The following is a 12,800-nucleotide window of genomic DNA, read 5'->3' as shown; positions in this document are numbered from 1 at the left end:
TAGGCCTGGTAGAGCGCGATCTAGGCGGCATAGACCGGCTTGGATTCCGTCACGCCATCCTTCACGCAGGCGCGCCAGTTCTTCGCGTTCATCGTCTTGCATTCCCAGAGAGCGGGAACGGCCAGCTCGAAGCCCTCGGGCCCGGCGGCAATGATGCCGTCGACATGACCGCGGATGCGCCCGCCAGCGACCGAGAAGCCGAACTGGCCGCCATCGGGCCGGTTGCCCTTGCGGGTGTAGAGGTCGAACCCAGCGCCGCGCAGCCAGGCGACGGCCAGATCCTCGAGGGCGTGGCCGATGCCGAAGATCCGCAGCGACTGGCCGCTGAAGTCCTGGCCCTCGTCCTTCGGCGTCGCCGTGAACTCGAACTGCAGGGCGCGCTCGCAGGCATGGCCGAGACGCGAGCCGCCGAGGTAGTCGCGGGGCGGCCGCGTCGCCTGATCGGCGGTGAGGGCCCGATCGACGGCGGCGTTGACCCGGTCGGCGAAACTGGGGCGGCGGTTATAGTCCAGCATGCTGGCCTCCCTCGTACCTGCGGTGGGCGAGCCCGTGGCAGGTCGAGCAGAGCCATTCGACCGAGAGCGGCGCGTCATAGTCGTGGTGATGCGCTTCGAGGTCGGTCACGCAGCCACATCGCTGACACCAGACCGGCACGATGATCCGGCAGGCCTTGACGGCGCTCCTGACGATGCTGTGCGCCTTGTTCTTTTCAGCGTGACGCAGCCGATAGCGGCGCTGCGCCTCCCGATGTTTTTCGGGATCGCGGAAGTTCTGCGCATAGGCGCGCTGGTATTCCCGGCGGCAATCCCGGCACCAAGCCTGTAGGCCATCGGGGCTCCGGCGCCGCACGCCAAACTCCACCGCCGGCTTCTTTTTGCTGCATTTGCTGCACGTTTTCATCAGAACGGTACCTCCGGCGTCTGCGTCCGGGCGATGTCGGACATGGCCTCGCGGAAGCCCTCGACGGCTTCCTCGATCAGCGCGCGCACCTGCGCCTCGGTCAGTTCGCCGAGCGGGGTGGCCCAGCCGATCTCGTCCATCAGCAGCGCCACGCGCTTCATGGTGGCGGTGATCGCGGCGCGCTCTTCCTCGGTCAGGTCAACCATGGCGAAACGCTCCCTGGCCAAGCGCGTCCAGAAGGACTGGCAGGGCATCGAGCAGAACCAGACCGAGGGCCGGGGTCGCTTCGACCGGTGCGGATCGAACCAGCCAAAACCACGGGTGGGTTGCCGGCAGACAGCACAGAGTGTTCCACGCGGATGCCAGAGCCGCCGCCGGTCGGCGACCGTGATCGGGGTGGAGGCGGTCATGGGTCATGCCGCCCTCCGTTCGGGCGTAGCCGCCGCGTCGATCAGCTGGCGGATGGCGCGCTTGTTGAAGCCGAAGGTCATCAGCGCCGAGGCGCGATAGCGCGTCAGGCCGAAGTCATGGCGGCATTCGGGCGGAAGGTACTGCAGCTGCTTCTCGGTCGGCGGCTGGCGCAGCCAGGAGCGGGTCTTGAAGGCGCTCTCATCGGTCTCGTGGGTGTTCAGCCAGTCGTCGGCCTGCGCGAGGCAGACCGTGCGCTCGCCGACGCCCAGCAGATGCGGGCGCTCGCCTTTGGCCCCGCCGATCGCGTACCAGACCCCGTCCAGCCAGAAGATGCCGCCCCAGGCTGCGAAGCCCGTGGCCATCAGCGCATCGTCCGTGCCGTAGAGGTCTACCCAGGCAAAGCTGGATCGCTTCAGCAGGTCGATCTCCGTCATCATGAAGCCCGAGAGCGGCGCGGCGGCCCCGCCTTCGCCCGCATCGAGATCCTCGCGCGGGAACGCCTCACCGCAGAGCGAGCATTCGGTGGCGGCCAGGGGGATCTCCGCCTCGCAGGCAGGACAGGTCTTCGTCGGCGCCTCGCCGGTTTCGGTCTTGCCGTCGAGATCGACATCCTGTTCCAGCGTGCCGTGGATCAGGCTCGACGTCCCGAAATCCAGCACGACGCAGTCGGTCTTGACGATGCCGGGGTGTTCCTCGGGATCGACGGTGCGCAGCCCGCGCCCGACCATCTGGATCATGGTGGACTTGTAGGAACTGGGCCGCAGCAGCACGACGCAGGAGGTGGGCGGATGGTCCCAGCCCTCGGTCAGCACCGCCACGTTGACGATGACGCGGATATCACCCGCCGCGTAGTCGGCGAGGATCGCCTTGCGGGTCTCGGCCGCCAGATCGCCGTGGATCAGCGCGGCGGACACGCCCGCGACTTTGAACGCGTCGGTGACGTGTTCGGCATGCGCGACGGTGGAGCAGAACACCACGGTCTGCCGGTCGCCCGCCTTCTCCTTCCAGTGGCGGATCACCTCGTCGGTGACGGGGGCGCGGTCCATGATGCCCGCCACCTCGGTCATGTCGAAATCCGACATGGTCTTGCGGACCGAGCGCAGTTCGTCCTGCACGCCCACGTCGATGACGAAGGTGCGGGGCGGCACGAGATGGCCCGAGGCGATCAGCTCGCCCAGCCGCACCTGGTCGGCCACGTTGTCGAAGACCTCGCGCAGGCCCTTCCTGTCGCCCCGGTTCGGGGTGGCCGTGACCCCGAAGATCCGGGCGTCGGGATTGGCCTCGCGCACCCTGTCGATGATGCGGCGGTAGCTGTCGGCGACGGCGTGATGCGCCTCATCCACGACCAGCAGGTCGAGGCGCGGCATGTCCGCGAGGTTCGAGGCGCGCGCCAGCGTCGGCACCATGGCGAAGGCGACCTGGCCGCCCCAAGACTTCTCGGTGGCGTCGATGACCGAGGTGGCGACGCCCGGCACCACGCGCTGGAACTTGGCGCGGTTCTGCGCCGTCAGCTCGTCGCGATGCGCCAGCACGCAGGCCTTGGCCCCGTCGCCGATCATCTCGCCGGTGACCGCCGAGAGCATGATGGTCTTGCCCGCACCGGTGGGCGCCACGCCCAGCGTGTTGCCGCGGGAGGCGAGCGCAGCCACGCTGCGCTCGACGAAGGTCTTCTGGCGGGGGCGAAGGCGCATGGCCGGTCTCCCTCTTACTGCGCCCAGCTCGGCCGACCGGCGGCGCCGGGGGTGGACGCGGGGTGGCTGGGCTGGGTGGTCGTCGTGGGCTGCTGCGGGGCATGGCCCTGCGCTGGGGCGGCGGAGACCTGCGGCGCGACGGTGCCCATCAGCGCGGCGTAGTCGCGATGGTCGGGCGTGACGGCATTGCGGATCTCGTTCTTGTCCTCGCCGTTGGTGTCGGTGCCGATGTCGATGCGGGCGATGAACTCGACCCCGTCGAGATCCCCGAAGCCGTTGATGCGGCGGCGGGCCTGCGCCTCGGGCGAGTTGTCCTTGTCCGACACGCCGCGCGCCGAGTTGAGGATGCCGCGGATCAGGCCGCGCCCCATGTTGGCCCAGTCCGGGCCCTTCGGGCTGTAGAGGCCGATCAGCGACCAGACCTTGCGCCGGGCATAGGGCCCCTCGAGCACCGTGTATTCGGCGTCGAGATAGACGGCGCCGGTGGCGGCGCGGCGCGCCCAGCCGCCGGTCCAGCCCTGCGAGGGGTCGTCGAAGCCACCGGGGCGGAGCGTCAGGCGCACCTTGGCGAGGGTGCCCTTCGGGATCACGTTGGTGTTGGATTGCGCGGAGTTGAAGTCGTTCCAGGGTCCGGACATTGCGCGGCTCCTTTCAGTTGGAGGATGGGACGCGCAGCGGCGTCAGTTGGGAAAAGCCACCCCGGCGACCGAATCGGGACATCGGGCGTGGCGCGGTGCGCTCAGCCATGGTCGGGCTCCTGCGCGGGAGCGGGATCGGCCGGGGTCACCGGCGGCCAGGTCAGGCGCTCGGAGGCAGGCGCCGCGGGACGCTGGATCTTCTCCATCAACCGGCCGAGATGCGGGGCTTCGACCCTGTCGAGGCGGCCGGAGCGGTCCTTGGCCGGATAGCCCCAGGGGTTCAGCGTCTGGCAGACGAAGGCGCGCTGCGGCTGGCCGTTGGCATCGGCGATGTCGGCCATGGTGATGACCTGATCGACGATGCCCGGTAGTTCGAGCCCGGTCTTGCTACCGTCGATCTGCGGCTGGAAGACCTTGCGGTTGAAGTCGTCAAGCCGCTCGTCGAGGATGCCCACGAACCAGACATGCTTGCCGCGCGTGTGCTGCAGATGGGTCAGCCAGCCGATCATCTCGCGTCCATGCAGCCCGTAGGCGCCGCGGATGTCGGGTTTGCCGGTCTTCTCGGAGAACGCCTCGGGCTGGCCGCGACACCACTGGAAGCAGAGCCGCCCGGCCACGGTGATCGAGTCGATGAAGACGGTCTCGTACTTCCCGATCACCGTGGGATCGCCGTACCGCCCGCAGACCTCGTCGAAATGCGCCTGGCTGTAGGGCTGGTCCTCGCGCAGCGCCGGGTTCGGACCGCCGATGAACACCGCGAAATCGCGGCATTCCTTCCAGGTGCGCGGCCGGAGCGTGTCGATCTCCAGCCCCTCGACCGCCAGATCGCCGGCCTCGAGGTCGATGAAGAGCGTGGTCGAGGCGTTCAGCGTCCAGAGCAGGCTGGTCTTGCCGATGCCGGACCGGCCGAAGATGACGCCCTTGATGCCCTTGCGCTGCGCGAGCCGTTCGTCGGCGCCGATGATGGGCAGGGCCATCACTGGCCATCCTTCTTCATCACCGCCGTGGCGGCGCGATCTGCCCCGATGCACCCCGCCTCGCGGGCGAGCTTGTAGAGCCGCTTCAGCGCGTCGGCGCGGCGGTAGGCGGCCGTGCTCTCGCGCTCCGCCTCCACGATCGCGAAGGCGATCTCGTCCACGGTCGCCTCGACGACCGGCAACGGCGCGCGCGGCTCGTCACCGTTGCGCTGCGGGAAGGCGATGGTTTCGGGGAGGTCTTCGAGCGCGTAGCTCGCCTTGCGAAGACGGGTGATGTCGTCCGGCTGGTCCGGCATGGCTTTTCTCCGTGAGATAAGGTGATCGAGGAGGCGCATCACGCGGCCTCGCGGACGTCGGGCGCGGGCTCGGCGACGTAGATCGCCAGCAGCGGCGTCCCGTCGGCGTGCATGCCGGCGTCCTCGATCTGATAGTTGCGGTTGGGCTCGCAGACCTCGGTCAGCTCCCAGCGGCGATAGAGCCCCGGAAGACGCCTGAAATCCTCGAGCGACAGATCGGCAGTGCGGTTCATGCGTGTCTGCTTTCGGTTGGAGGGAAGGCGCTCGGGGCGCTCGAATGGGAAAAGCCACCGGCGGGACCGGATCGGGACATCGGTTCAGGGGATTTCCTAGAGGGCGTCGTGCAGCCGGCGCATCGCGCGCTGGTACCGCTTGCGGGCGGCGGCTTCGGTAAGGCCCAGCTCGACGGCGACCTCGGCCTGCGAAAAACCCTCGATCGCCACGCGGATCACCAGCAGGGCGTCATCGCCGAGCAGCTTCCACACGGCGCCGTTCAGCCGTGCGTACCCGGTTGCGCCGATCCCGCTGTCGCCGCTGTCCGCCACCTCTTCAGGGTCGGCGCCGCTGGCGAGATGTTCTCTTGCCTGGTCGCGCTGGCGCACGCGGATCATGTCGCGCTCGACGTTGCGCAGCACCGTCGCCGCGATCCAGTTGACGCGCCCGAGATCGAGGCTGCGGACTGCCTCGGTGGTGCGCGCCAGTACGTCGGACGCGATCTCGTCGGCGGTGCCGATCCTGCGCCAGATCGACCGGCGGCGGATGGCGTCGAGGCCGGGCCAGAGTGCCAGCAACAGCAGCGTCAGGGCGCAGTCGGACGCGGGCCCGTCGCCCTGCGCCGCCCCGACCAGCGCGGAGAGGATCACGTTCTTCCGGGCCGGATCGCCGGTCGTGCGGTGCAGCCCGTCCAGCAGGGCCGCCGGATCCCGGAACGGTGTGAGGGCAGCCTGCGCACGCCGGACGACGTCGAAACTGCGCTGGAAGTGAAGGTTGGAGGATGAATGCATGAGGTGATCACGGATCTCGTGCCACGCGAAGGACATCGGACGCCTGCCTTGCGGCCAGGCGTCCGGCGCCTTCTCGTGGCCAGGTCAGGACGTCGCGCGTCTCTGCGATTTCAGGGGGTTGGGTGAAAGCGCGTGTCAGCGCGCGGGCGCGGTCGCGTTGTTCAGCGTGCCGCAGCCGCGGCAGGTGGCCTGAACCGGGAAGCCCACGAGATACTCGTGCCCCCGCGCGAAGCGCAGGTGCATGCGGCCGTCCCGGCAGACGCCGAGCAGCTTGTCACAGCGCGTGCAGCGCCATTCCGAGTTCGAGGCGGTGGGTTTGGTCTTCGCGGCGCCGGACCAGCTCGTCGGGGCTGCCTCGCGCGAGGGGAAGGGAGTCGGCATCGGGGTGCTCCTCTGACTGAGTGAGCACCCCCATTGGCCTGAGGAATCGGAGCCCGTCAGACCCCCCAATCGGAGCCGGATCGGAGCCAGCTGTCAGATTGCGATCTCCCACGGCCCCTTGGCGCCAAGACTTCTCAGAAAGTTGGCCTTCAGCTTGTCCCACAGCGGCTGCTTGAAGATGTTCGACAGGGACTGGTCTTCAGCGATTCCCTTGACAAGGTCCTTGGTCGACATCGGCGTTGGGCCGTTGTTGTGGGCATCGACCAGCCGCTGGATGATCTGGATGCGGTTTTCGCCCTTGATGTCGATGGTGCCTTTCCCTGGCACGAAGAGGGTCACGATATCATCGCCGCTACGGGTGAGTCCGACCGTCATGCCTCCACGGGCCAATATCCGATGTCGCCGGAACACGGACCGGAGCTTGTCTGCGACCAACGCGATTTCGGCTTGCTTGGTGTCGATCTGATCAACAAGCGGCGTCAGAACATTGGCCGCCAGGCACGGTCCGGGAGCAGTGCCGGCCTGCAGAACCAGTCCAATACCGAGGTTGTGGCGCGCCCGAAGTTCCGTATCGACGGCAGACCGGACCCTCTCCCGGTCGAGACCACGCGCAAGGTAGATCGGAACATCGCCGCCATCGACACTGAGCGTTCCAAGGTAGAGGAGATGATCGGTCAGCTTCTCGATGGCGGGCGCATCGAGCGCCTTTTCGAGACGTTCCTTCAGGTGTTGCGCGACCCAGCCGTCACGCACCCGAAAGATCCTGTAGCGATCCGGGTTGCCCGCAGACGTCGCCTGTCCCTCGGTGACCTTGAGGTCGGCCACCTTACGGTCTTCTTCCTCCGCATCTCCCTTCTCGATACGAACGACCACTTCGGCTGCCACCGGGCCGACCTCGTCTTCATCGTCGATCAGGTCGTCGCCTTCCCAGCCGGCCGGCACGAGGAAGCCCAGATCAGTCAGGAGGCCAGGATCGACACCGCGAGTTTGGAGCCATGCGCCGGTGACCCTGTCAGCTCCGATATCCCAGATGGCCAGCAAGGCGGGCATGACCGCCATGCTCTCCCCTTCGCCTGGCGCGCGACCATCACGGAGGATGTTCCAGTGTCTGAGCAAGCGATGCCCCAGAACGCGCTCGAAAGGGTCGTCGATGCTGAGAAGGCTGCTCGTGTTGCGGTCGGTGAGGGTGAAGTTGAGGGTTTGCGCCTCATCCCGTCCCGCGCGGAAATACCGGACCGCAATCTCGACGAAGCGGATTGCGAGCGCCCGCTCGAAAATCCTCGGAAGGCCCGGCTGGCTGTCGATGATTTCGGAGATGTCCTGGTCGATCGTGGTGGAAAGCGAGAGACGGTTGGCCAGATTGCCGATGCTGATGTCAGCGCGGATCACCTGTGCGCGGTCGATCACGACGTCGTCGAGTTCCGGCGGTTCAAGATCGAGTCCTTGCAGGAACTGCGAAATGTCGTAGGCCTGAAAGTCGACGGGCTGGTTGGAGTAGGTCTGCTCGAGTGCAGTCTCGATGAAGCGTTCGGCAACTGTGTGCCTGAGCTTTCGGTTGCCAGCGCGCACATGGACCCGCCCGGTCGATGGCGTGTAGACGATCATCGCCTCTCCAGGCGGCCGAAAATAGATGCTCGACCGATTGCCGTCGTCATCGATCTCCCGAACGCTTGTGGGGGGATCGGGATGGAACAGCAGGTACATCTCCGCCGCCGGTTCATCGCCGTCCTCGGGGATGTCGAACTTGTCGATGCTGTAGCCGTCGCCGCGATCGAGACGCTTGTTGAGATCGACCAGAAGCTCTTCGAGCAATGCGCTGCCGGCGTCCGGACCCCCGTCGACCGAAGGCTCGGCCATGAAAGTCTGGTAGTGCTTGTCATAGCGCCGGTAGAGACGAAGGTGCAGGCTGTTCTCCGCCGCTTCAAACAAGCCGTGTTCGTTTGCGTAAGCCCAAAGGCTTCGCGCGAGCTTGTCCCGCCGGTTCAGAAGTTCCTTGGCGCGCTCGGGTTCGAGCGTGGTCTTGGCGAGACCTTCGAGGGCATACTCGCCACGGTCGCTTGCGATTGTGACGATCCGGGCAGCTTCAGCTTCGAGGGGCCCCAGCCGATCCTTCTTTTCCTGCGGCAGCATGTTTCTGGCAACCGACGGACCGTCCGGATTCTCGGGGTCGAACCTGTAGGGCGCGAGCCAGCTCAGCCTCTCGAAAGCCTTGCTCTTGAGGAATCCGGACAGCAGTTCCGGCTCGGCCTCGTCGAATAGCCGAGAAAGATTGGGGCAAGTTCTGGCCGGGGCGCGTACCATATAACTCTCCGGAAAATGCTGATTTTGACTATAGACCGCGATTGCGGGGCCGTGCCCGGCGCTTGACACCGCGATGTCGCCTCTGGGGACTGCGGTGACTATCACCTTCCTCCCGGGCCGAGAGAATCGCTGGGGCAAGAGCCACGCGCGCATCCTCGATCAGCGCCAGGACAAGGGGACTGATCGGAGTTGCTTTACGCGCCATGATCTTACCTCAACGAACTACTGCTCTTGCTTGATTCAACCTGCGATAATCATGGACAAATCCGTGATCGGCAAGCCCTGATGTTCTCTTCCTGTTCGCATTTTCGGATCCCGCTTTCATGAGATGTCCCATCCTTGGCGGCCGGGTGGCTTTTGTTCGGTATCCACCACCGAACACGGCCACTGAATATGAAACGCCCCAATCCCCTGCCTCCCGACCAGATGACCGCCGCCGAGCGCCGCGCCGAGCTCTGCGGCCTGCTGGCACTCGGGCTGGTTCGGTTGCTCGGGCAGGATGGGCGCGAAGTATCTGACAATACTGGAGAACGTTGCCTACACTATCCCAACGACCAATGCCGTCATGCAACTCCAACTCACCGGAGAAACGCATGATGAAGTCCGATCCCATCCCCGCGCGCCTAGCCGCGCTGAAGTCCATGTCCGTCCCCCAGTTGAAGTCGGAGTGGCAGACGATCTTTGCGACAGCGGCGCCGAACAACAGCCGAGCGTTCCTCGAGAGCCGGTTGGCCTACCGCATCCAGGAACTGACGTATGGCGGTCCTGATCGGGAAACCCGGCGCATGCTGGACCTGCTGGCCGACGAGGTCAGCGGCACCCTGACACGCAAGAGCCAGATCGCCGATCCTCGCAATCCCGTGGTCGGTACGAGGCTGATCCGCGAATGGAACGGGGTCGAGCACACGATCACGGTCTTGCGGGACGGGTTCGAGTGGCAGGGGCGACCGTACAAATCCTTGTCCGCAATTGCGCGGGCGATCACCGGGACGCGCTGGAATGGCTACCGCTTCTTCGGGTTGCGCGAACGAAAGCGGGGGAATGACTGATGGAGCAGCGTGCAAATCCCGTCCGCCGCCAGCGCTGCGCCATCTACACGCGCAAGTCGTCGGAGGAAGGGCTGGAGCAGGAGTTCAACAGCCTGCACGCCCAGCGAGAGGCCTGCGAGGCGTATATCGCCAGCCAGCGTTCCGAGGGCTGGGTGCTGGTCCGCGATCAGTATGACGACGGCGGAATCTCGGGCGGGACGCTGGAACGGCCCGGCCTCAAGCAGCTTCTGGCCGACATCGAGGACGGCCTGATCGATGTGGTGGTCGTCTACAAGATCGACCGCCTGTCGCGCTCGCTGATGGACTTCTCGAAGCTGGTCGAGGTCTTCGACCGCAACGGCGTGACCTTCGTCTCGGTGACGCAGTCCTTCAACACCACCACCTCCATGGGGCGGCTGACGCTGAACATCCTGCTGTCATTCGCGCAGTTCGAGCGCGAGGTCACAGCCGAGCGCATCCGGGACAAGGTCCGCGCCTCCCGCATGAAGGGCATGTGGATGGGCGGCTACGTCCCGCTCGGGTACGATGTGAAGGACCGCAAGCTCGTGGTGAACGAGGAAGAGGCCGCCACCGTGCGCGGCATCTTCGAACGGTTTGTCGAGGTCGGCTCAGCGACCGTGCTGGCGCGCGAACTGCGCCGCAAAGGGTTGCGCAACAAGCAGGGCACGTTGGTCGACAAGGGATATCTCTACAGAGTGCTGGTGAACCGCGTCTATCGCGGCGACGCCGTCCACAAGGGCAAGGCCTATCCCGGCGAGCATCAGGCCATCATCGACGAGCAGCTGTGGGATCAGGTCCATGCCATCTTGCGGCAGAACCCGCGCAAGCGCGCCAACAACACCCGCGCGCAGGCGCCTGCCTTGCTCAAGGGGCTGATCTTCACGGCCACGGGCGCCGCCATGACCCCGAGCAGCACGAAGAAGGGCGCGCGGCGATACCGGTATTACGTCTCGATGGACGTCATCAAGAATCGCGAACCCAGCGACGAGGGCATCCCGCGCCGTCTTCCTGCCGACCTCGTGGAAGCGGCCGTGGTGACCGAGCTGCGGCGGGTGATGCGCGCCCCGTCGATCACGGCACAGGTCATCGCCCACTTGGCCCGCGAGGGTCACGCCTTCGCCGAGGCCGATGTGATCTCCGCGCTGCAGACGTTCGAGGACGTCTGGGGCCAGCTGTTCCCTGCGGAGCAGACCCGGATCGTGCAGTTGCTGGTGCGCCGGGTCACCGTGACGTCCGAGGGGCTGGTCATCGATGTCCGGACCGACGGCGTCTCGGGCGTCATGCGCGACATGATGGCCCCACGAAAGAAGGTGGCGGCGGAATGATGAAACCCGACGAGTCCATCCAGATCTTCGTACCGCTCAAGGTCCGCAAGCAGAACGGGCGGCCGAAGATCATGCCGCCCGCAACCTATCTGCCCAGTGAAGACCGGTCGCAGGATCCGCATATCCTGCGCGCCATCGGCCGGGCGTGGGGCTGGCGGCGGCGCATGGAGGCTGGCGAGTTCAATACGGTCACCGATCTGGCGAAAGCCGTGGGGCTGGCCGAACGCCATGTCAGCCGACAGCTGCGGCTCGCCTACCTCGCGCCGGGAGTCCTCAAGCGCCTCGTCTACAAGCGTGAGGTGCCCGCCGTGACCCTGTTGAAACTGACCGATGTCGCGGCCCTGCCATGGCACGAACAGCCGGAGCGGGTGTTCGACTGAGGCTCAGTGAAAGCTCGCCTGAAACGTCGTCGCGGTCAGGGAGACATGCGCGTCCAGCGGCGGATGCAACTCGAACGCCTTCGGCTCGCGTGAGAAGTTCCAGAGCCGGAACAGACGCCATTCCGACCTGCGCTCCTCGGCCACGGCCAGTTCGTTGCGGGTGATGTGGAAGGGCGTGCGCTCCCATCCGTTCGTCGTCTTGACCTCGATAAGCCGGGCGAGCCCGTCCGGGGCGAAACTCGCGATGTCGTAGCCCGCGCCATCGCCATCCTCCTCCGACACCCAGCGTACCTTGCGCGCCAGATCGTCCCGTCCTGCCGAACGCAGAGACCCCCGTTCATGCGCCAGCACACGTTCCTCTCCCGCGCGACCGAGGGCCCGGTTGCGCTCGTCCCGGCCCGCCACGTCGAACTTGCGGGCGATGTGCAGCATCTGGTCCAGTTCCTGCGGCGGCGGCTGGTTCGACAGCGTCGGCGGCGGTCCGATCCAGATCTGCGCTGCCTCGCGTAGGCCAGCGGCGGTTTGCAGCCTCGGTTGGCGCCCGAGCCAAGCCGGGTTCAGCGCCAGCCACCGCGCCACGGCATCCACCAAGGTCATCTGGAAGTTGAACGCGGGCTTGTAACCGGGGATCCAGTCCTCGCCGAGCCCCTTCAGCACCGCGCTGATATTCTGGTGCTTGAACTCGACGGACCCCTCCGACCGGTCGTTCAGCAGCGGCAGCAGCGCTCGGCGATGCTCGGCCTTGCTGTAGCGGCGCCCGGAGATGTCGTCGGCCAGCATCGCGAAGTAATCCGCGACGATCAGATCGTTCTCTTCATCCGTCCATGGCCCGTTCGACATTGCGGCCCAAGCTATGGGCGTGAAGTCTGTTTGTCATCAGAGACTTCTGGCAGGGTTCTGGCTCGCTTCGAACGCTTCCGCCGGACTTGGGGATCGGCCGCCGCGGAGCCGTCCTTCTGGCCGCCCTGCGCTTTCGTTTCGGTCTCCGTCACCGGAATATTTCGCGAACGGAGCGAACCCATGAACCCGGCAACCCAATGGAATTTCAAGGATGTTTTGCGCCGTCCCATGGTCGTAGAGGGGCGCTCGAAGAGAGACGCAGGCCATTCGGAGACCCATTCCGCGTCAAGCGCCCAGTCTCCGAAGGGCGGATGGCCCTGCCAACGCCCTTTGAAACAAAAAGAAAAAAGGCCCCAATCGGGGCCCTTGGTCGGATTCAGTATCTGAATGTGGCGGACAGGAAGGGATTCGAACCCTCGAGACGGTTTCCCGCCTACGCACTTTCCAGGCGCGCGCCTTCGACCACTCGGCCACCTGTCCGAGGGCTGTTTAGGGGAAGTCGCGGCGGGGATGCAAGAGCGATTGTCGGGGCGAAGGAGCGATTTTTCGTCGGTTGGGCAGATTTTCGGAATGGTCTTGCCCTGCAAGTGGACGACGGGTCCGAGTT

Annotated in this window: 16 protein-coding genes and 1 tRNA gene; 3 read left to right on the top strand and 14 right to left on the bottom strand. The window is 66.0% G+C overall.

Annotated elements, in window-relative coordinates; all coding sequences use genetic code 11:
* Nucleotides 1-20: 20 nt before the first annotated feature.
* The 12 genes from M3465_RS09405 to M3465_RS09350 all read right to left on the bottom strand — a co-directional run bounded on the left by M3465_RS09405 (nt 21) and on the right by M3465_RS09350 (nt 8,599).
* Complete coding sequence (locus M3465_RS09405; RefSeq protein WP_249501467.1) at nt 21-515, bottom strand: hypothetical protein; 495 nt, start codon at nt 513-515, stop codon at nt 21-23.
* Complete coding sequence (locus M3465_RS09400; protein ID WP_249501466.1) at nt 502-900, bottom strand: hypothetical protein; 399 nt, start codon at nt 898-900, stop codon at nt 502-504. The genes M3465_RS09405 and M3465_RS09400 overlap by 14 nt, the downstream gene beginning before the upstream one ends.
* A complete protein-coding gene (locus M3465_RS09395; protein WP_249501465.1) occupies nt 900-1,106 on the bottom strand; it encodes a DUF6511 domain-containing protein in 207 nt (68 codons plus the stop codon). The genes M3465_RS09400 and M3465_RS09395 overlap by 1 nt, the downstream gene beginning before the upstream one ends.
* Nucleotides 1,099-1,317 carry a hypothetical protein gene (locus tag M3465_RS09390; protein ID WP_249501464.1) on the bottom strand — a complete coding sequence of 73 codons (219 nt, stop codon included), beginning with the start codon at nt 1,315-1,317 and terminating at the stop codon, nt 1,099-1,101. Before M3465_RS09390 ends, M3465_RS09395 begins: the two co-directional genes overlap by 8 nt.
* Entirely contained in the window at nt 1,314-3,002 is a 1,689-nt protein-coding gene (locus M3465_RS09385; protein ID WP_249501463.1) for a DEAD/DEAH box helicase, read from the bottom strand. The genes M3465_RS09390 and M3465_RS09385 overlap by 4 nt, the downstream gene beginning before the upstream one ends.
* A 14-nt stretch (nt 3,003-3,016) precedes the next feature.
* Entirely contained in the window at nt 3,017-3,640 is a 624-nt protein-coding gene (locus M3465_RS09380; RefSeq protein ID WP_249501462.1) for a hypothetical protein, read from the bottom strand.
* 101 nt (nt 3,641-3,741) lie between these two features.
* The gene (locus M3465_RS09375; protein ID WP_249501461.1) at nt 3,742-4,617 is read right to left on the bottom strand and encodes an ATP-binding protein; all 876 of its coding nucleotides are present in this window, start codon (nt 4,615-4,617) and stop codon (nt 3,742-3,744) included.
* Nucleotides 4,617-4,913, bottom strand: a complete 297-nt coding sequence (locus tag M3465_RS09370; RefSeq protein ID WP_249501460.1) for a hypothetical protein — start codon at nt 4,911-4,913, stop codon at nt 4,617-4,619. The genes M3465_RS09375 and M3465_RS09370 overlap by 1 nt, the downstream gene beginning before the upstream one ends.
* A gap of 38 nt (nt 4,914-4,951) precedes the next feature.
* Nucleotides 4,952-5,146: a hypothetical protein gene (locus M3465_RS09365; RefSeq protein ID WP_163464882.1), complete on the bottom strand. Its 195-nt coding sequence runs from the start codon at nt 5,144-5,146 to the stop codon at nt 4,952-4,954.
* A gap of 96 nt (nt 5,147-5,242) precedes the next feature.
* Nucleotides 5,243-5,953 carry an RNA polymerase sigma factor gene (locus M3465_RS09360; RefSeq protein WP_249501459.1) on the bottom strand — a complete coding sequence of 237 codons (711 nt, stop codon included), beginning with the start codon at nt 5,951-5,953 and terminating at the stop codon, nt 5,243-5,245.
* 99 nt (nt 5,954-6,052) lie between these two features.
* The gene (locus M3465_RS09355; RefSeq protein ID WP_249501458.1) at nt 6,053-6,298 is read right to left on the bottom strand and encodes a hypothetical protein; all 246 of its coding nucleotides are present in this window, start codon (nt 6,296-6,298) and stop codon (nt 6,053-6,055) included.
* Between the two features lie 93 nt (nt 6,299-6,391).
* Entirely contained in the window at nt 6,392-8,599 is a 2,208-nt protein-coding gene (locus tag M3465_RS09350; RefSeq protein WP_249501457.1) for a hypothetical protein, read from the bottom strand.
* A 593-nt stretch (nt 8,600-9,192) separates the two neighbouring features.
* Here M3465_RS09350 and M3465_RS09345 point away from each other — a divergent pair.
* Genes M3465_RS09345 through M3465_RS09335 form a run of 3 tightly spaced genes read left to right on the top strand, consistent with a single transcriptional unit; the run spans nt 9,193 to nt 11,353 of the window.
* Nucleotides 9,193-9,648: a DUF2924 domain-containing protein gene (locus M3465_RS09345; protein ID WP_249501456.1), complete on the top strand. Its 456-nt coding sequence runs from the start codon at nt 9,193-9,195 to the stop codon at nt 9,646-9,648.
* On the top strand, nt 9,648-10,973 hold the full coding sequence (locus M3465_RS09340; RefSeq protein ID WP_249501455.1) for a recombinase family protein: 1,326 nt from the start codon (nt 9,648-9,650) through the stop codon (nt 10,971-10,973). Before M3465_RS09345 ends, M3465_RS09340 begins: the two co-directional genes overlap by 1 nt.
* The gene (locus tag M3465_RS09335; protein ID WP_249501454.1) at nt 10,970-11,353 is read left to right on the top strand and encodes a ParB/RepB/Spo0J family partition protein; all 384 of its coding nucleotides are present in this window, start codon (nt 10,970-10,972) and stop codon (nt 11,351-11,353) included. The genes M3465_RS09340 and M3465_RS09335 overlap by 4 nt, the downstream gene beginning before the upstream one ends.
* 3 nt (nt 11,354-11,356) lie before the next feature.
* Here M3465_RS09335 and M3465_RS09330 read toward each other — a convergent pair whose 3' ends face one another.
* Both M3465_RS09330 and M3465_RS09325 read right to left on the bottom strand, forming a co-directional pair.
* Nucleotides 11,357-12,193, bottom strand: a complete 837-nt coding sequence (locus M3465_RS09330) for a protein NO VEIN domain-containing protein (RefSeq protein WP_249501453.1) — start codon at nt 12,191-12,193, stop codon at nt 11,357-11,359.
* Nucleotides 12,194-12,583: 390 nt separating this feature from the next.
* Nucleotides 12,584-12,673 (bottom strand) — tRNA-Ser (locus tag M3465_RS09325).
* Between the last annotated feature and the right edge of the window lie 127 nt (nt 12,674-12,800).

The organism is Marivita sp. GX14005 (assembly GCF_023370775.1).
Classification (GTDB): domain Bacteria; phylum Pseudomonadota; class Alphaproteobacteria; order Rhodobacterales; family Rhodobacteraceae; genus Marivita.
Note: the sequence above shows the minus strand (reverse complement) of the source record. Positions and strands in the feature narration are given on the sequence as shown.